Below are 18,483 nucleotides of genomic sequence, written 5' to 3' on the forward strand. Positions count from 1 at the left end.
GAATCCGGTCGGCTCCGGGCCGCCGCCCCCATAGACTGGTGAAGCGCCCGTGGCTGACCGCGGGCGCTTCGACCACTCCCGAGGAGACCCACGATCGTGACGGACATCGTCGACGAGCTGAAGTGGCGCGGCCTGATCGCGCTCTCCACCGACGAAGAAGCCCTGCGCAAGGCTTTTGCGGACGGCCCCGTCACGTTCTATTGCGGCTTCGACCCGACCGCGTCCAGCCTGCACCTCGGCAACCTGGTCCAGATCCTGACCATGCGCCGGATCCAGCTCGCGGGCAACCGTCCGCTCGGTCTCGTCGGCGGCGCCACCGGCCTGATCGGCGACCCCAAGCCGACCGCCGAGCGCACGCTGAACGATCCGTCGGTCGTCGCCGACTGGGTGGGCCGCCTGCGCGGCCAGATCGAGCGCTTCCTCGACTTCGAGGGACCGTACGCGGCCACCATGGTGAACAACCTGGACTGGACGCAGGGCATGTCCGCGATCGAGTTCCTGCGCGACATCGGCAAGTACTTCCGCGTCAACAAGATGATCGCCAAGGAGGCCGTCTCGCGGCGGCTCAACTCCGACGCGGGCATCAGTTACACCGAGTTCAGCTACCAGATCCTGCAGGGCATGGACTTCCTGGAGCTGTACCGGCGCCATGGCTGCACCCTGCAGACCGGCGGCAGCGACCAGTGGGGCAACCTCACCTCGGGCACCGATCTGATCCACCGGGTCGAGCCCGAAGCGGCGGTGCACGCGCTTGCCACGCCGCTGATCACCAAGGCCGACGGCACCAAGTTCGGCAAGACGGAGTCGGGCACGGTCTGGCTGGACGCCGAGCGCACCACGCCGTACGCCTTCTACCAGTTCTGGCTGAACGCGGACGACCGTGACGTCTCCAAGTTCCTGCGCATCTTCAGCTTCAAGTCCCGCGAGGAGATCGAGGAGCTGGAGAAGCTGACTCAGGAGCGCCCGCAGGCCCGTGCGGCCCAGCGCGCGCTCGCCGAGGAGCTCACGACGCTGGTGCACGGCGCCGACCAGTGCGCCGCGGTCATCAACGCGTCCAAGGCGCTGTTCGGCCAGGGTGAGCTCGGCGATCTCGACGAGGCGACGCTGGCCGCCGCCCTGTCCGAGCTGCCGCACGCCCAGGTCACCGACCTCGGCCTGGTCACCGACCTGTTCGCCGAGGTCGGCCTGGTCGCCTCCAAGTCGGCCGCGCGTCGCACGGTCAAGGAGGGCGGCGCGTACGTAAACAACGTCAAGGTCGCCGCCGAGGACGCGGTGGCCGGCCGGGACCAGCTCCTTCACGGCCGCTGGCTGGTGCTGCGGCGCGGCAAGAAGAACCTGGCGGCGGTCGAGCTCGTCGCCGGCTGACGGCACGTACGGCCGACCGACGGCACGCACAGCCGTCTGACGGCACGCACGACGCGGAGGGGCCGGTCCATGGTGGACCGGCCCCTCCGCGTCGTATCCGTCTGCGTCAGGTGACCTGGCTGCTGCCGCCCTTGACCGCCTTGTAGATCATGTCGCCCAGGAAGACGAGCACGACCGCGGCCGCGATCTGCAGCGCATGACGGCCCCAGTCGATACCCCGGGTCTCGTCGATGCCGAAGCCGGCGGCGAGCGAGTTGCCGGCCACACCGCCGATGATGCCGAGAATGGTGGTCATCCACAGCGGCATGTGCTGCTTACCAGGCAGGATCGCCTTCGCGAGCAGGCCCAGCACGAAACCCACAATGATCGCCCACAACCAGCCCATGACCGCCTCCTCATTAGCGCACGGGTGAGCAGTACGGCCAGTCTCCGTCTCTCCGCCGTACGGCGCATGTCGGGCACACCCATACGCGGTACGGCGCAGTACATACGCCCAGGCAGGGGCCGACCCGGTCTCGAATGCGGCGCAGGCCCGGCGTAACGTGGAAGCGTGTCCGGTCCGGGGAGAGTCCGGCAGCTCGAGCGGGTGGTGGAACGTGATGCGGAAGCAGCACACAGGGGGCGGGGCCGAGGTCTTCCGGATCACCGGAGCTCGGCAGTCTCTCGCGGACGATGTGCGCGGCAGGCAGCGCCGCTACATCATCTCGATGTCGATCCGCACACTGTCGGTGATTCTGGCGGCCGTGCTGTGGAACGTGGAGCGGCATGTGGCGATCGTCGCGCTCGCCGCCGGTGTACTGCTGCCTTACATCGCGGTCGTGATTGCCAACGCCGGGCGGGAGAACGCCCCTTCACTGCCCTCGGCCTATGTGCAGGCCCCCGTGCGCCCGATGCTGCCGCCGCCCGGCGTACCGGATCCGGCGGAATCCGTCCCGGAACCCGCGGCGCACGAGGCCGGGGACGGGACGGGCGGGCGGAGCTGACCTGCACCGGTCTGCAAAGCTCAAGAAAAGCTCAGATCAATCATGTAGTTCCGGTGCACCGCACGGGGTCCCCCGTGACATACTTCGTACGCGCTCCGCATCCCCCGTCGGAGCGACGGACCGACGCCGGGCAGCTCCCCCCGTGGCTGCTCGGCGTCGCCTTTTCCGGAGCGTTCCCGAGGCCGGTCGCGGCCCGGTTAGGGTTGAGGCGTGATCTTCCCCGAACCCTCCATCGACACCCCGCAGTGCTCGGCCAAGGGCTGCCGCGCCGACGCCCAGTGGGTGCTCGCCTGGAACAACCCGAAGCTGCACACCCCGGACCGGCGCAAGACCTGGCTCGCGTGCGAGGAGCACCGCGAGCAGCTGTCCCAATTCCTGGGTGTACGAGGGTTCTTGAAGGATGTCGTGCGGCTCGCCGACTGGGAGGCCACGCAGCAGTAGGCGGACATACGCGCAGGGCGGCCCCGCGTTCGGGGCCGCCCTGCGCGTAGGAGCGGAGGAGCTCAGCCGCCGATCGCCGACATGGGGCGGCTGGGCTGCAGGAAGGTGGGGTCGTCGAGGCCGGAGCCGGCCTTCTTGCCCCACATCGCCAGCTTCCACAGACGGGCCACCTCGGCGTCCGAGGAGTCCTCGGCGCGCAGGGCCGCCCGCAGGTCGGTCTCCTCGGTGGCGAACAGGCACGTGCGGACCTGGCCGTCGGCCGTCAGGCGCGTACGGTCGCAGGCGCGGCAGAACGGGCGGGTCACGGAGGCGATCACGCCGACCGTGTGGTGGCCGCCGTCCACGATCCAGCGCTCGGCGGGGGCGGAGCCGCGCTCCTCCTGGCCCTCCTCGGTGAGGGTGAACCGGGTGCGCAGCGACTGCAGGATGTCACCGGCTGTGATCATGCCGTCGCGCTTCCAGCCGTGCTGGGCGTCGAGCGGCATCTGCTCGATGAACCGCAGCTCATAGTCGTTCTCGATGGCCCAGGCGAGCAGGTCGGGGGCCTCGTCGTCGTTGAGACCGGGCATCAGGACCGCATTGACCTTGACCGGGGTCAGACCGGCATCGCGGGCCGCGGCCATGCCGTCGAGGACGTCCTGGTGGCGGTCGCGGCGGGTGAGGGTCTTGAAGACGTCGGGGCGCAGGGTGTCGAGCGAGACGTTCACCCGGTCCAGGCCCGCGGCCTTCAGGGCCGTGGCGGTGCGCTTGAGTCCGATGCCGTTGGTGGTCAGGGACATCTTGGGGCGCGGCTCCAGGGCCGCGACGCGCTCCACGATGCCGACGATCCCGGGGCGGAGCAGCGGCTCGCCGCCGGTGAAGCGGACCTCTTCGATGCCGAGCTCGGTGACGGCGATACGGATCAGCCGGACGATCTCGTCGTCGGTGAGCAGATCGGGCTTGGCCAGCCACTGCAGGCCCTCTTCGGGCATGCAGTACGTGCACCGCAGATTGCACCGGTCGGTCAGTGAGACCCGCAGATCGGTGGCCACGCGGCCGAACGTGTCGATGAGCACGTGGGGCCCCTCCCTTGGCTACGCAGTTGATCCGTACTTACTCCTACGAGCCTACGCGAGGGCGGTGACAGTCATCAGGGTGTTGATCCCACAGCGACCACCACGGCCGCGTCGTAGGTCTCTACGACGCGGCCGTGAGCTGGAGGGACCTCCGTGGCTGCGGTCAGTGCGCACCGCTGCCGGTGAGCGAGCGGACCTCGAGCTCCGCGTACTTGCCGGTGTCCGGCTCCTCCTTGGACAGGACCGTGCCGAGCCAGCCCATCAGGAAGCCGAACGGGATGGAGATCAGACCCGGGTTCTTCAGCGGGAACCAGGCGAAGTCCACGTCGGGGAACATCGCCTTCGGGTCGCCGGACACGACCGGTGAGAAGAGCACAAGGCCGACGGCCACGATCAGACCGCCGTAGATCGACCACAGCGCGCCCTGGGTGGTGAAGCGCTTCCAGAACAGGCTGTAGAGGATCGTCGGCAGGTTCGCCGAGGCGGCGACCGCGAAGGCGAGGGCGACAAGACCGGCGACGTTGAGGTCGCGGGCGAGTGCGCCGAGCAGGATCGACACGGCGCCGATGCCGATGGTGGCCAGGCGTGCGGCGCGCATCTCCTCCTTCTCGGTGGCCTTGCCCCTGCGGATGACGTTCGCGTAGATGTCGTGCGCGAAGGACGACGAGGACGCCAGGGTCAGGCCCGCGACCACGGCGAGGATGGTGGCGAAGGCGACCGCGGAGATCACCGCGAGCAGGATCGCGCCCCAGGCCGAATCGACGCCGCCGATGTGCAGGGCGAGCAGCGGGGCCGCCGTGTTGCCCGACGGGTTGGACGCGATGATCTCGTCCTGCGAGATCAGGGCCGCCGCGCCGAAGCCGAGCGCGATGGTCATCAGGTAGAAGCCGCCGATGATGCCGATCGCCCAGTTCACGGACTTACGGGCGGCCTTGGCGTTGGGCACCGTGTAGAAGCGGATCAGGATGTGCGGCAGGCCCGCGGTGCCGAGCACCAGGGCGATGCCGAGCGAGATGAAGTCCAGCTTCGAGGTGGCGGTCGCGCCGTACTGCAGCCCTGGCTCCAGGAACGCCGCGCCCTTGCCGCTCTTCTCGGCGGCCTGGCCGAGCAGTTCGGAGATGTTGAAGTTGAACTTGAGCAGCACCAGGAAGGTGATCAGGAGCGTGCCGCCGATGAGCAGGACGGCCTTGACCATCTGGACCCAGGTGGTGCCCTTCATGCCGCCGATGGACACGTACACGATCATCAGGACGCCGACGAGGGCGACGATGGCGATCTTGCCGGTGTCGGTGGTGATGCCGAGGAGCAGCGAGACGAGCACGCCGGCGCCCGCCATCTGCGCGAGCAGATAGAAGATCGAGACGACGATGGTCGAGGTGCCCGCGGCCGTACGCACCGGACGCTGCCGCATGCGGTACGCGAGGACGTCGCCCATCGTGTAGCGGCCGGAGTTGCGCAGCGGCTCGGCGACGAGCAGCAGCGCCACCAGCCAGGCGACGAGGAAGCCGATGGAGTAGAGGAAGCCGTCGTAGCCGAACAGCGCGATGGCGCCCGCGATGCCGAGGAACGACGCGGCCGACATGTAGTCGCCGGAGACCGCGAGTCCGTTCTGGAACGCGCTGAACGAGCGTCCGCCCGCGTAGAAGTCGGCCGCGTCCTTGGTCTGCCGGCCCGCCCAGATCGTGATGAAGAGGGTGGCGACGACGAAGACCGCGAACAGCGAGATGATCAGCGGCCGGTGCTCGCTCGCCTCATTGGCCGCGAGCGTGATCATGGGGCTCATGCGCCGCCCTCCAGACGGGACTTGATCGCCTCGGCCTTGGGGTCGAGCTTCGCGGCGGCGTGCTTCGAGTACCACCAGGCGATGAGGAACGTGGTGACGAACTGGGCGATACCGAAGACGAACGCGACGTTGATATTGCCGAAGAGCTTGGTGCCCATGAAGCCGCCCGCGTAGTTCGAGAGCAGCACGTACAGCAGGTACCAGGTGATGAACGCGATCGTGAGCGGGAAGGCGAAGGAGCGGTGCGCACGGCGCAGTTCACCGAACTCCGCGCTTTCCTGTACTTCGCGGTACGCCTCGGTCGACGGCGTCACGGGATCTGTACCGCCCTTCGACGGCGGTGGTGCGTCGGTGGCCACGGGGACTCCTTGCGCGACGGATGCGGTGGTTGGGGACATACGACCTCGCAGTTACGGGGACCGCACGACCTGGAGGGCGACTCGGTCCTCCGTCATGTGATCCAGCAGGGGGCTGATGCTGGCTTCTCCCCCTGCCAACCGCACGGCGACGCGCGCGATGTGGTTCAACGCCCCACCCGTTCTGTCGGAAACTTTTTCGCCCGGTTCCGCCACCCCATTGCTGCGGCCTGAGCTGGGGCGCTAGCTTCGCGTTCGTTGTACGCGTCAACTGCCCGGCCATCACCACCGGTTCGGGTGGTGCGCGTGCGGCGCAAGAGCGTTCCCCTCTCAACGGATGAAGTGGAGACCCCATGTCTCATCTGCGTTCCAGACGGCGTCGCCTGGCCGCGCCGCTGGGCCTGGTCCTCGCCCTGGCCACGCTCGGCATCGCGCCGGCCGCCCAGGCCGTGACCCCGGCCGACGCACCGGCCGCTTCGACGCAGACCGGTCCGAAGCTGCCGTATGTGGTGAACACGCGGACGGACCACCGCACGATCTCCGCCGTGGAGAAGGCGATAGCCAAGGCCGGCGGCGAAATCATCGTCACGTACCGGCAGATCGGCGTGATCGTCGTCCACTCGACGAACCCCTCGTTCGGCGAGCAGATACGCAAGGTACGCGGCGTGCAGAGCGCGGGCGCCACCCGTACCGCGCCGCTCGCACCGGCCGGTATCACCCAGGAGGGCGGCACCGACCGGCTCTCGGCCGCCGAGGCGGCGCAGCTCGCCGATGCGGCGGGTCCGGAGCAGGAGCCGCTCGAGGCGGACCAGTGGGGTCTGCGGGCGATCGGCGCGGACAAGGCCGCGAAGATCAACCAGGGCAGCGCGAAGGTGACCGTCGGTGTCATCGACACCGGTGTGGACGACACCCACCCGGACCTCGCGCCCAACTTCTCGGCCGGGCAGTCGGCGAACTGTGTGGGCGGCAAGCCCGACACCACGCCCGGAGCGTGGCGTCCCTACCAGCCGTCGCACGACCACGGCACGCATGTGGCGGGTGAGATCGCCTCGGCGCGCAACGGTGTCGGTGTCGCCGGTGTGGCCCCTGGTGTGAAGGTCGCGGCGATCAAGGTCTCCGAGCCGGACACCCAGCTCTTCTTCCCGGAGAGCGTGGTCTGTGCGTTCGTCTTCGCCGCGGACAAGGGCATCGAGATCACCAACAACAGCTACTACGTGGACCCGTGGCTGTACAACTGCCTGAACGACCCGGACCAGCGGGCCATCGTCGACGCGGTCAACCGGGCCCAGCTGTACGCCAAGGGCAAGGGCACCCTGAACGTGGCGGCCGCGGGCAACTCCAACCACGACCTCGACGCCGACGCGATCGTGGACGACTCGAGCCCCGACGACTCGACCCCGGTCGAGCGCACCATCGACCCGCACGAGTGCTTCGACATCCCGACCCAGCTGCCCGGGGTCGTGACCGTGTCGGCCACGGGTCCGAAGGGCGCCAAGTCCTTCTACTCGACGTACGGGAACGGCGTCATCGACGTGGCGGCACCGGGCGGCGACAGCCGGGTCCCGGCGGACACCCCGTCGAAGAACGGCCGGATCCTCTCGACGCTGCCGGGCGGCGGCTGGGGCTTCAAGCAGGGCACGTCCATGGCCTCGCCGATGGCGTCGGGTGTCGCGGCGCTCCTGAAGAGCAAGTACCCGTGGGCGGGTCCGTCGGCGCTGCAGGCGATGCTCAAGGCGCAGGCCGACAACCCGGGCTGCCCCGCCGAGCCGTACGACCCGGACGGTGACGGTGTCGTGGACGCGGTGTGCGAGGGCGGCAAGCGCACGAACGGCTTCTACGGAACCGGGATCGTGGACGCGCTGGACGCCGTGAAGTGATCCGCGCGTAATGCTGTGTGCTGCGGGCCGCCCCGTCGGGGCGGCCCGCAGTTCCGTTCGCCCGGCCCCCGTCTCGGGGGCCTTGCTCTTTGTGGAGGCCCGGTTTGACCAGCTCGGATCCTGTCGCTCCCATCTGGCGGGCCCTGGGCGGCGATCCCGCCCTGCTGTCGCGGATCGACCACCGCGGCGCCGGTGACGTACTGCCCGCGCGTCTTCCCGTACTGACCGCCGCGCGCACCTGTGTCGCCGTGTGCGCCCTGGCCGCCGCCGAGTTCGCGGGCGAGGGCCGTACGGCGGGGGCGGTGACGGTCGACGACGGGGCCGTCGCCACGGCGTTCGTCAGCGAGCGCCATCTGCGGGTCGACGGGCGGGCGCCGGAGAACTTCGCGCCGCTGTCGCGGATGTGGCGCACGGCCGACGGCTGGGTGCGCACGCACGCCAACTACCCGTGGCACCGCGCGGCGTTGCTGTCCGCGCTCGGCACGGACGCGGACGGCCTCGAATCCGAGATCGCCGGGCGCACGGCCGTGGACGTCGAGGACACGGTGTACGCGGCGGGCGGGCTCGCGGTCGCGCTGCGCTCGCCGAAGGAGTGGGCGGCTCATGAGCAGGGGGCGGAGGTGGCGCGGCGGCCCCTGCTGAACCTGGACCGGACCGGCGATGCGCCGGCCGTACGCGAACGGGGCGGCCGGCCCCGGGTCCTGGACCTCAGCCGGGTCCTCGCGGGCCCGGTCGCCACCCGCACGCTGGGGCTGCTCGGCGCCGACGTGCTGCGGATCGACACCCCTGAGCGGCCCGAACTGCCCGATCAGCACGCGGACACCGGCTTCGGCAAGCGCTCGACGCTGCTCGATCTGGGGCGGGCCGCCGACCGCCGCACCTTCGAGGAGCTGCTCGCCGGGGCCGATGTGGTGGTCACCGGATACCGCCCCGGATCCCTCGACCGCTTCGGCCTCTCCCCCGCCGCGCTGGCCGAGCGTCGGCCCGGTGTGGTCGTGGCGCGGCTTTCGGCTTGGGGTGGATACGGGCCGTGGGTCGGCCGGCGCGGGTTCGACTCGCTGGTGCAGGTGGCCACCGGGGTCGCGGCCGTCGAGGGGACGGACGAGCGGCCGGGCGTGCTGCCGGCGCAGGCCCTCGACCACGGCACCGGGTATCTGCTCGCGGCGGGTGTGCTGCGGGCGCTGACGGAGCGTCGGGCGGTGGGCGGCAGTTGGCACGTTGAGGGTGCGCTCGCGCAGACGGCGCACTGGTTGTGCGGACTGCCGTCGGCCCCGGCTCCCGAGGGAACGTACGACAGCGAACGCCATCTGGCCGAGACGGAAGGACCGCTGGGCCGGCTGCGGTACGCCAAGTCCCCCGTGACATTCGCGGGCGGCCCGGCCGACTGGCCGGCGGGGCCTGGGCGCTGGGGCGCCGATCCGGCGCGATGGAGCGGGTGAGGACCATCCCGTACGAGTGGCTGAAGCCCCTCCTTTACGAGCGGGTCAGGCCCTTCCCGTACGAGCGGGTCAAGCCCTTCCCGTACAAGCGAGTGAAGCCTCTTCCCTCGTAAGGGAGTTGACCGACACCATCACCCGTGTCCTGCATCCCGCCGCACGCCGTGGAGGCCGCCTTGAACCCGTCCCCGCCCGCCCTCGTCATCGACCCGTTGGTCCAGGATCTCGACGGCGAGACCGACCGGCTGCGCGCGGCCGGGCCCATCGCCCGGATCGATCTGCTCGGTGTGCCCGCCTGGACGGTCACCTCGCAGCCCGTGGCGCGGCGGCTGCTCACGGACTCCCGGCTGGTCAAGGACATCAACCAGTGGGCCCTGTTCGCCTCCGGCGAGGTCACGCACGCCTGGCCGCTGATCGGCATGGTCGACGTACCGCCGTCGATGTTCACCACGGACGGCGCCGAGCACCGGCGGCTGCGGACGAAGATCGCACAGGCGCTGACGGCCCGGCGGGGCGAGGAACTGCGTCCGGTCGTCGAGCGGTACACCGCGCAACTGCTCGACGAGCTGGCCGCGCAGGCGAAGGAGGCACCAGGTGCGGCCGTGGACCTCAAGCCCGCGTTCGCCGGACCGCTGCCGATGGCCGTGGTCTGCTCCCTGATGGGGGTGGCCGAGTCGGAGATACCGCGGCAGATGAAGCTCTGGAAGGCTTTCTTCTCCATGCTCACCCCGCAGGACGAGCGGCTCGCGGTGATGGCGGAGATCTACGGGATCTTCCTCGGCATGGTCCACGAGAAGAAGGCCGCGCCCGGCGACGACCTCACCAGCGCGCTGATCCTGGCGGACGAGGGCGGTGCGCCGATGAGCCAGGAGGAGGTGGCCGGCAATCTCCAGTCGATGATCGCGGCCGGCCACGAGACCACGATCGCGCTCATCCTCAGTGCCGTACGCGGTCTGCTCACGCACCCCGATCAGCTGGCCATGGTGCTCGACGGCAGCGTCTCCTGGGAGGCGGTGATCGAGGAGGCGCTGCGCTGGGATCCGCCGGTGACGCATCTTCTGATGCGGTTCGCGACCGAGGAGATCGTGGTCGAGGAGGCCGACGGCTTCGTGATCGGGAAGGGCGAGGGCGTCGTGATGTCGTATCGGGCGATCGGCCGCGACACGGGCTTCCACGGCCCCGACGCCGATTCCTTCGACATCACCCGGGCGGACGCCGGGCGCCACCTCGCCTTCGGGCACGGTCCGCACATCTGTCCCGGTGCGGCGCTCTCGCGCCTGGAGGCGGCGATCGCGCTGCCCGCCCTGTTCACTCGCTTTCCCGGCCTGCGGCTCGCGGTGCCGTCCGAAGAGCTGCGCAAGGCGCCGGTGCTGACGCAGAACGACCTGGAGGCGCTGCCGGTGATCCTTGGCGGCTGACGCCCGGCGTCCAGGGTCCGACGGCCCACCGGTTCGGCGGTCCGACCCCCGGCATCCAGGGCCTGACGGCCCACCAGTTCAGCCGCGAACCGTTGCAATAATCAGACTGTTTCCGTCAAAATCGATCAATGACCGTATCCCGCCCCTCCGTTGCGGCCGCCGTGGCCGAGTCCGCCGAGGACACCGACGGCAGCGCGGGACCTGATGCCCCGTCGGCCGCCGAGCGAAGATCCGCCCTGCGGCGCGGCGGGGCCGTCCTGGCGCTCGTCCTGCTCGCCGCCCTCGTGTCGCTGCTCGGCCCGGATCTCGCCCTGCACGAGTCCGGCGAGGCGGCCGCGCCCGGGATCGACCTGGTCACGCTGCTTCGTACGGTCATGTTCGGCGCCCTGTGCGTGCTCGCCGGACACGCGGCGGACGGCTGGCTGACCCGCAGGGTGCCGGACGCGCCCGGGCCGCGCCCCGCGAACTGGTCGGGAACCGCGGCCTTCCTCGGCGCGCTGGCCGCGGTGGGGCTCGCGCTGATCGTGGCCAACGGGAACATCCCGCCGGACACCCTGTCCGAGCTGCGGCCGGGCCGGCTGTGGCAGACGACGGACGGACGGCTCGCGCTCCTGGAGGTCAACGCGTTCATCGCGGCCGGGTTCTGCGCCCAGTCCCGCCGCCCCGGCAGCGCGGTCCTGCCGCTCGCGGTGGTGGCCGCGGCGGAGGCGCTGCGGGCCCACCCGTCCATCGGGCCCGAGGAGGACCCGCTGGTCGGCAGCGCACTGACGCTGGTCCATCTCACCTCGGCCACGCTCTGGGCCGGCGGCCTGCTGTGGGTCCTGCGCACGATGCGCCTCTGGCGGCCCTGGCCGAGGCCCGCGGCCGCGCTGCTCGGGCTCTACGCGCGCGTCGCGGCTGTGCTGTTCGCCGCGATCACCGCCTCGGGCACCTGCTCGACGTTGCGCAAGCTGCCGCTCGACTCGGTGTTCACCACCGCGTACGGGCGGGTGCTCTTCGCCAAACTGCTGCTTGTGGTCGCGATCGCGGTCCTCGCCGTGCTGGCCAGAGCCCGCCTGAAGCGCGGCGGTGACCCGTGGTCCGCGATGGTGCCGGCCCGCGCCGAGGTGGTGGCCCTCGGTCTGGTGGTCGCCGTGTCGGCGCTGCTCACCGCGGTGCCGGCACCCATCTGGTGGGACAGGCCCTTGTGGGGCTGAAAAGCTAGAAGGCGACCAGTACCTTCAAAGCCGTGCGCGCGTCCATCGCCTTGTAACCGTCCGGCACTTCCTCGAGGCCGACCGTGAGGTCGAAGACCGGGGAGGGGTCGATCGTGCCGTCGAGTACGTCCGGGAGCAGCTCCGGGATGTACGTGCGCACGGGCGCGACGCCGCCGCGCAGGGCGATGTTGCGGTCGAACATGACGCCGAGGTCGAGGCCGGTGCCGCTGCCGTGCGGGACGCCGACGAAGCCGATCGCGCCGCCGTCGCGGGTGATGTTCACGGCCGTGCTCATCGACTGCTCGGTGCCGACCGCCTCGACGACGCAGTGCGCGCCCTGGCCCTTGGTGAGCGCCCGTACCGCCTCGACGGCCTCGTCGCCGCGCTCGGCGACCACGTCGGTGGCGCCGAACCGCAGAGCGATATCGGTACGGACCTGGTGCCGCCCGAGCGCGATGATCCGCTCGGCGCCGAGCCGCTTGGCGGCGAGCACCGCGCACAGCCCGACGGCGCCGTCACCGACGACGGCGACGGTGGAGCCCTCGCGTACACCGGCACCGAGCACCGCGTGGTGCCCAGTGCCCATGACGTCCGAGAGCGTGAGCAGCGCGGTCAGGAGGTGGTCGTCGGAGGCGGCGTCGGCGGGCAGCTTCACGAGCGTGCCGTCGGCGTGCGGCACCCGCACGGCCTCGCCCTGGCCGCCGTCGTGCCCGACCGCACCCCAGAAGCCGCCGTGCTCGCAGGACGTGGTGAGCCCTTCGGCGCAGTAGTCGCAGACGCCGTCGGACCACATGAACGGCGCCACGACGAGATCGCCCGCCTGGAAACCGCGCACGTCGGAGCCGGTCTCCTCGATGATGCCGAGGAACTCGTGCCCGATCCGCTGCCCCTTCTGGCGCGCGGCCTCACCGCGGTACGCCCACAGGTCGCTGCCGCAGATACAGGCCCGCAGCACGCGGAGCACGGCATCGGTGGGCTCCTGGATCCGCGGGTCGGGCACCTCCTCCACACGCATGTCGTACGGGGCATGGATGGTGGTGGCGCGCATGGCGGGTTTTCCTTCTGCTCTACGGGTGCTGCGGGCGCGCCCGCCCGTGGTACTCAGACGGCGGCGCGGCTCTCACGGTACGTCGTGGCCTGGTCCTTCTGCGCGTCGAGGCCGGTCAGCACGCCCTTGACGAGGAGCGCCTGGGCCGCCGCGTAGGTGAGCATGATCCAGAAGTCGGGGCGCGGCAGCTGCGGCCAGTCGGCCAGGCCGGTGGCGATCAGGGTGTCCGAGAGCAGGAACAGGGCGCCGCCGATTCCGGCGGCCGCACCGAGCCGGGCGGCGCGGAAGGCCATGGCCGTGAGCAGCAGGCTGTACGCGACGACCGGGATGCGCAGCTCGGCCGGGAGATCGGACCAGAGCATGGGGAGGGTGGCGGCGAGGACCACGCCGTACGTGGCGAGCAGGAAGTCGGCGCGCTCGCCGCGTCGTCCGTACCGGGCGAAGAGCACGAGATAGCAGACGTGCCCGACGGCGAAGCCGCCCATACCGGCGAGGAAGGCCGGGTCGGCGTCGAACATCAGGAGCACGTCGCCGCACCAGCCGAAGAAGAGCGCGGCGATCAGGAGCCTCGGCGCCCCGCGTACCACCGCGTACGCGGCGAGCAGGGGCAGCAGCAGAGGCTTGCAGAGCGTGTGCCCGAGGTCCCAGCCCGCGAGCAGGGACACGAGGTCACCGGCCACGGCGGCGGCGAAGGCCCCCGCGAAGATCCGCCTCACGCCACACGCTCCGCAGCGGGCTCGGCGGAATCGGCGGCGGGCGCGGGGACTGCGGGCCTGACGTCGGCCTCCGGTGACCAGCCGGGCCCGCGGAACAGCCGGCCGCCCCGCTCGCGCCAACTGCGCGCCGCCCTCAGGTCCTTGGCGATGGACACGTACTCATGGGTGGCGACCTTCAGCGGGTTGTACGTCTCGATGTTCTTCGTCAGACCGAAGACGCAGCGCTCGGTCTCGGGCACGAACGAGCCGAACATCCGGTCCCAGACGATCAGGATCCCGCCGAAGTTCCGGTCCAGATAGCCCCCTTGGGAGGCGTGGTGGACGCGGTGGTGCGACGGGGTGTTGAAGACGAACTCGTACCACCGCGGCATCCGGTCGATGCGCTCGGTGTGGATCCAGAACTGGTAGACGAGGTTCGCCGAGGAGCAGAAGGCCAGCGCGGCCGGGTGCACACCGCAGGCGATCAGCGGCAGATAGAACGGCCAGGACGTCACCGAAGTCCAGGGCTGGCGCAGGGCGGTGGAGAGGTTGAACTTGCGGCTGGAGTGGTGGACCACGTGACAGGCCCACAGGATGCGGATGACGTGGTGGCCGCGGTGGGACCAGTAGTAGAAGAAGTCCTGCGCGAGCAGCATCAGCGGGACCGTCCACCACAGCACGGGCACGCGCGCGGGCGTGAGCTCGTACACCGCGGTGTAGATCGCGACGACCGGGATCTTCCACAGGAAGTCGAAGCCCAGACTGCCGAGGCCCATGGTGATGCTGGTGGCGGCGTCCTTGGTCTCGTAACCGGCGGCGTCCTCGTCGGGGTGCAGCCGCGTGCTGACGATCTCGACGATCGTGAGCAGCACGAAGGCCGGTATGGACCACAGCACGACATCGGGCAGGTTCGGCATGAGTGCACCGTAAGGGCGCTGGTCGGGGCTGGGCTAGAGGTAGTTACCGACAAGTATTACCGGGGGTACGGGCCGGTTGTTGGCCAGGTCCGCCAATGGCCCGGCCCTCAGTAGGTCCGCATCACCTCACTGAGCCGCGCGTCGATCTCGCCCAGGTCCTGCGTCTCGGCCAGGACCTGGGACGGGACGGCGCCGGGGTCGCGCACGATGGCGAGGAAGAGGTGCTCGACACCGACGTAGTCGTGCCCGAGCCGGACGGCGATCCGTGCCGCCTCGGCGATGACGTTCTCGTGGCGCGGTGTGGGTACGGGGGCGGGATCCGCAGGCATACGTTGCAGGGTCCACCCTCGGCACGACGGGAGGAACACCCGTGCAGGGACTGGAAGTTGCGCTCGCCGAACTGGCCGGAACCGTACTGTCGGCGGTGGCCAGGCCGCTGCTCAGCCGGCCCCCGGGCGCGGGTCCGGCCGCCGCCCGCTGCCCCGGCAGCAGCCCGGCACCCCCTCACCTCACACCCCCACCGCCCCCAACAACGACCCCGCCCCGTACGTCACCGCCATCGCCAACGCACCCCCGAGCACGTTCCGCAGCACCGCCGGCCCCGTCGGCGCCGATCCGAGGCGGGCGCTCCACCAGCCCGTGAGCCACAGCGCGGCGAGCACCGCGCCGACCGTGACGTACAGCCGTACGGACTCGGGCGGCAGCACGATGGCGAGCAGGGGCAGCAGTGCGCCCACCGTGAACGCCAGGAACGACGCCCACGCCGCGTGCCATGGGTTCATGAGCTCGTCCGGGTCGATGCCGAGCTCGACCCGGGCGTGTGCCCGCAGCGCGTCCTTCTCCGTGAGCTGTTCCGCGGCCTCGCGGGCCACGTCGGCGCTGAGGCCGCGGCCTTCCAACAGCTCGGTCAGCTCGTCGAGTTCGGCCGCCGGCTGGTCGCGCAGTTCGCGCTTCTCCATCGCGAGCGCCGCCTTCTCCGAGGCACGCTGCGTCGATACGGAGACGTACTCGCCGGCCGCCATGGACATGGAGCCGGCGAGCAGTCCCGCGAGGCCCGCCGTGAGCAGGGTCGAGCGGTCGGACGTGGCGCCCGCGACGCCGACCACGAGCCCGGCGGTGGAGACGATGCCGTCGTTGGCGCCGAGCACCGCGGCGCGCAGCCAGTTGAGGCGGGTGGACATGCCCTGTTCGTGCGGCTCGTGGGGCACTTCGGGCGCGTCGGGAGCGGTCATGCCGGGAGGGTCTCATATCCGACATGACCGACCCCGCACGCCACCTCGCGTGGGGAGTTCAACGTCCCCGGGGGTTCCGGGCGCTCCTGTTCGCCGCCCCTGGCGGCATCACCGGGTCACCACACGCGGACCTTGCCCCCGGGGGCGAAGACGGGGGAAGTCGCGTCCGCAGGCGGCTCCTTCAGCGGCTCCGCCAGCTCCTCGACCGTCGGACCGACCTTCGCCGCGATCGGGTCGAGGAAATCGAGGTCGAAGCCGTAGACCCGGGCCGCGTTGCCGCCGCACATCGCGGCGATCTCCGCGGGGTCGAGACCGGCGTACGCGATCCGCAGGCCCTCCCTCGTATACGGATACGTGCCTTCGTCGTGCGGGTAGTCGCTGCCCCACATGATCTTGTCGAGGCCGATCCGGTCGCGCAGCGGCACCTCGTGCGGGCGCATGAAGCTCGCGCCGACGAAGCAGTTCTCGCGCCACACCTCGGAGGGGCCCTTGCCCATGGAGGCCGCGAGGCCCTGGCCGAACTTGGACTCCGCCGTGTTCGCCTTCGGGCCCGCCGCCTTGGTCGCGGCCTTGACCAGGCGTGCGTGGTAGTAGTCCAGCATGTCCAGGACGCCGGGGATCCAGCCCGAGCCCTGCTCCGTCAGGACCAGCTTCAGGTCCGGGTGACGGCGGAACGCTCCGCCGAAGATCAGGTGCCACAGCGCCCGGTGCGAGAACCAGGTCGTCTCCACCATGAACACCGCGCGCGCCGCGGGCTCGTCGCCCAGTGGCGGGGAGGCCGATCCTGCGTGGTGGTTGACCGGGATGCCCAGCTCGGCGCAGGTGCTCCAGATGGGGTCGTACACCTGGGAGTACAGCTCGGGCAGACCCGAACCCGGCGGCGTACCGGGCAGGAGAAGTCCGCCGGTGAGGCCCGCTCCGTGGGCCCAGCGGATCTCCTTGACCGCCTCGTCCACGTCGTTGAGGAGGATCTGGAAGACGCCCGCGCGCCGACCGGGTGCTGCTGAACAGAAGTCCGCGAGCCAGCGGTTGTGGGCGCGCAGACCCGCCCACCGCTGCTCGAACTCCTCGGGCGTGGGCGCGGGAGCCATCAGCGCGGCGGAGGGGAAGAACGGCGGGATGGTGTTCGGGAACACCACCTCCGCGACGATCCCGTCCTCCTCCAGTTCGGCGACACGGCGGTCGGAGTTCCAGTTCTTGTCCGCGGTGTCGGCGAGCAGATCCTCGTACGGATTGACGTAGGTCGCCGCCCAGGCGTCGAAGGCCTCGTGGTGCTCGGCCGCCAAGTAGGGCTTGTAGTCGAGGAGATCGGCGCCGGCGTGGCAGTCGGCGGAGATCACCGTGTACCGGTCGGTGGGTGCGCTCGGCACTCCGCGGCTCTGGTTCACGGGTTCACCCCCAGTACGGGAAAGTCGTTGCCGGTGATCCAGTGCCGGCCCACCTCGCGCGAGCGCGCCCAGGAGGCCTCGACGGCGGCCTGGTCCTCGGGCTGTCCGAGGTCGGCGGGGGTCGGGCCGATGCGCCGGGCGATCGGCGCGAGCTTGTCGGTGTCGAAGCCGAAGACGTCGGCGGCCGCGAGCCCGAGCATCCGCCGGGTCTCGGACACCGGGATGTCGTGGAAGGTGTTCTTGAGCCAGTTGCGGGTGTTGGGCCAGGTCCCTTCCGGGTGCGGGAAGTCGGAGCCCCACAGGATGTTGTCCACGCCGATCTCGTACCGCTGGGCGAGCTCACGCCGCTTGGTGTTCGTCGCGCAGATGAACACCTGCCGGTCCAGATACTCGCTCGGCGGACGCTTCAGCGCGGAGAACGGCGAGAGCTTCTTGCCGCCGTGCGCGCCGAGGTAGAGCCGGTCCATGAACCACAGGAGGTTGGGCAGCCACCAGCAACCCGACTCCGCCACACCGAACTTGAGCCCCGGGTGCCGCTCGAACACCCCGGACCAGATCAGGAAGTGCAGCGGCCGGGCCGGCCACCACGTCACCTCGCTGACGTAGATGCCGAGGTGGTCGCCGTACTCGTGGCGCGGCGCCGCGCCCGAGTGCGTCACCAGGGGCATCTGGGCTTCGGCGGCCGCCGCCCAGATCGGCTCGTAACGGGCGTCGTGATACGGCGGGTGGTCCACCCACATCGAGGGGATCATCAGGGCGCCGAGCCCGGACTCCTTGGCCCGGTGGATCTCGGCGACGACCTTGTCGGGTTCGGCGGTGATGGGCAACAGGGCGACGCCGCAGTGCCGTTCGGGGTTCTGCGACACGAACTCCGCGAGCCAGCGGTTGTGCGCCTGCGCGCCCGCCATCCCGAGTTCGGGGTCCTGGTCGCCGGAGAGTCCGAGGCCCACGCCGAAGGGCGCGGCGGTCTGGCTGTCGACGGCGTCGGCGTCCGGGAAGACCACTTCGGCGGCCACCCCGTCGCCGTCCAGTTCCTTCAGGCGCTGGGCGACGTCCCAACCGCCCCTCAGACCCTCCTCGTTGTCGCTGAACCACTTGTCGGCGAAGGCCTCGTTGCGGATGCCGAGCCGGGTCGCCTCCTCACGGCGACGGTCGCGGCCCGCGAGGAACTCGTCGAACTCACGGTGGAAACGGGAGTCCAGATACGGCCGGTACTCCTCGGTCGGAAGCCCGGCGTGGCAGTCCGAGGAGATGATCAGGTACGGATCCTGCGCATCGGTCATGACGGGCACC

General features: G+C 70.6%; 18 protein-coding genes. 7 read left to right on the forward strand and 11 right to left on the reverse strand.

Going from position 1 to position 18,483, the window contains the following annotated elements; translation table 11 throughout:
* Positions 1-96 precede the first annotated feature (96 nt).
* Positions 97-1,365 (forward strand): tyrosine--tRNA ligase, encoded by a 1,269-nt coding sequence (gene tyrS, locus ABT367_RS07075; protein ID WP_352250413.1) that lies wholly within the window; start codon positions 97-99, stop codon positions 1,363-1,365.
* Positions 1,366-1,471: 106 nt separating this feature from the next.
* Here the strand turns inward: tyrS and ABT367_RS07080 are convergent, their stop codons facing one another.
* Entirely contained in the window at positions 1,472-1,750 is a 279-nt protein-coding gene (locus ABT367_RS07080; RefSeq protein ID WP_352250414.1) for a GlsB/YeaQ/YmgE family stress response membrane protein, read from the reverse strand.
* A 214-nt stretch (positions 1,751-1,964) separates the two neighbouring features.
* On the opposite strand from ABT367_RS07080, the gene ABT367_RS07085 reads away from it, so the two are divergent.
* Together ABT367_RS07085 and ABT367_RS07090 are read left to right on the forward strand one after the other, a co-directional pair.
* Entirely contained in the window at positions 1,965-2,348 is a 384-nt protein-coding gene (locus tag ABT367_RS07085) for a DUF3099 domain-containing protein (protein ID WP_352250416.1), read from the forward strand.
* Positions 2,349-2,558: 210 nt separating this feature from the next.
* The gene (locus ABT367_RS07090) at positions 2,559-2,789 is read left to right on the forward strand and encodes a hypothetical protein (protein WP_352250419.1); all 231 of its coding nucleotides are present in this window, start codon (positions 2,559-2,561) and stop codon (positions 2,787-2,789) included.
* Between the two features lie 62 nt (positions 2,790-2,851).
* Here the strand turns inward: ABT367_RS07090 and moaA are convergent, their stop codons facing one another.
* From moaA to ABT367_RS07105, 3 genes are all read right to left on the reverse strand, one after another.
* Positions 2,852-3,844, reverse strand: coding sequence for a GTP 3',8-cyclase MoaA (moaA, locus tag ABT367_RS07095; RefSeq protein WP_352250421.1), 993 nt, complete (start codon positions 3,842-3,844; stop codon positions 2,852-2,854).
* A 163-nt stretch (positions 3,845-4,007) separates the two neighbouring features.
* Positions 4,008-5,627 carry a solute symporter family protein gene (locus tag ABT367_RS07100; protein ID WP_352250423.1) on the reverse strand — a complete coding sequence of 540 codons (1,620 nt, stop codon included), beginning with the start codon at positions 5,625-5,627 and terminating at the stop codon, positions 4,008-4,010.
* Entirely contained in the window at positions 5,624-5,986 is a 363-nt protein-coding gene (locus ABT367_RS07105; RefSeq protein ID WP_352250425.1) for a DUF485 domain-containing protein, read from the reverse strand. The genes ABT367_RS07100 and ABT367_RS07105 overlap by 4 nt, the downstream gene beginning before the upstream one ends.
* A 350-nt stretch (positions 5,987-6,336) precedes the next feature.
* On the opposite strand from ABT367_RS07105, the gene ABT367_RS07110 reads away from it, so the two are divergent.
* The 4 genes from ABT367_RS07110 to ABT367_RS07125 all read left to right on the forward strand — a co-directional run bounded on the left by ABT367_RS07110 (position 6,337) and on the right by ABT367_RS07125 (position 11,910).
* Positions 6,337-7,860, forward strand: a complete 1,524-nt coding sequence (locus ABT367_RS07110) for a S8 family peptidase (RefSeq protein ID WP_352250427.1) — start codon at positions 6,337-6,339, stop codon at positions 7,858-7,860.
* 104 nt (positions 7,861-7,964) lie between these two features.
* On the forward strand, positions 7,965-9,299 hold the full coding sequence (locus tag ABT367_RS07115) for a CoA transferase (protein ID WP_352250429.1): 1,335 nt from the start codon (positions 7,965-7,967) through the stop codon (positions 9,297-9,299).
* Positions 9,300-9,436: 137 nt separating this feature from the next.
* A complete protein-coding gene (locus ABT367_RS07120) occupies positions 9,437-10,714 on the forward strand; it encodes a cytochrome P450 family protein (protein WP_434975417.1) in 1,278 nt (425 codons plus the stop codon).
* Between the two features lie 128 nt (positions 10,715-10,842).
* Positions 10,843-11,910 (forward strand): CopD family protein, encoded by a 1,068-nt coding sequence (locus ABT367_RS07125; protein ID WP_352250433.1) that lies wholly within the window; start codon positions 10,843-10,845, stop codon positions 11,908-11,910.
* A 4-nt stretch (positions 11,911-11,914) separates the two neighbouring features.
* On the opposite strand, the gene ABT367_RS07130 is transcribed toward ABT367_RS07125, so the two are convergent.
* From ABT367_RS07130 to ABT367_RS07160, 7 genes are all read right to left on the reverse strand, one after another.
* Complete coding sequence (locus ABT367_RS07130; RefSeq protein WP_352250435.1) at positions 11,915-12,958, reverse strand: zinc-dependent alcohol dehydrogenase family protein; 1,044 nt, start codon at positions 12,956-12,958, stop codon at positions 11,915-11,917.
* 53 nt (positions 12,959-13,011) lie between these two features.
* Positions 13,012-13,674 (reverse strand): lysoplasmalogenase, encoded by a 663-nt coding sequence (locus ABT367_RS07135; protein ID WP_352250437.1) that lies wholly within the window; start codon positions 13,672-13,674, stop codon positions 13,012-13,014.
* Complete coding sequence (locus ABT367_RS07140) at positions 13,671-14,570, reverse strand: sterol desaturase family protein (RefSeq protein ID WP_352250439.1); 900 nt, start codon at positions 14,568-14,570, stop codon at positions 13,671-13,673. The genes ABT367_RS07135 and ABT367_RS07140 overlap by 4 nt, the downstream gene beginning before the upstream one ends.
* Positions 14,571-14,677: 107 nt before the next feature.
* On the reverse strand, positions 14,678-14,899 hold the full coding sequence (locus tag ABT367_RS07145) for a Clp protease N-terminal domain-containing protein (protein WP_352250441.1): 222 nt from the start codon (positions 14,897-14,899) through the stop codon (positions 14,678-14,680).
* A gap of 180 nt (positions 14,900-15,079) precedes the next feature.
* Complete coding sequence (locus ABT367_RS07150; protein WP_352250443.1) at positions 15,080-15,802, reverse strand: VIT1/CCC1 transporter family protein; 723 nt, start codon at positions 15,800-15,802, stop codon at positions 15,080-15,082.
* Between the two features lie 116 nt (positions 15,803-15,918).
* Positions 15,919-17,190, reverse strand: coding sequence for an amidohydrolase family protein (locus tag ABT367_RS07155; RefSeq protein ID WP_352250445.1), 1,272 nt, complete (start codon positions 17,188-17,190; stop codon positions 15,919-15,921).
* On the reverse strand, positions 17,187-18,473 hold the full coding sequence (locus ABT367_RS07160; RefSeq protein ID WP_352250446.1) for an amidohydrolase family protein: 1,287 nt from the start codon (positions 18,471-18,473) through the stop codon (positions 17,187-17,189). Before ABT367_RS07160 ends, ABT367_RS07155 begins: the two co-directional genes overlap by 4 nt.
* Positions 18,474-18,483: the final 10 nt, after the last annotated feature.

The sequence above is a fragment of the Streptomyces mesophilus genome, from assembly GCF_040300965.1.
Taxonomy (GTDB): domain Bacteria; phylum Actinomycetota; class Actinomycetes; order Streptomycetales; family Streptomycetaceae; genus Streptomyces; species Streptomyces mesophilus_A.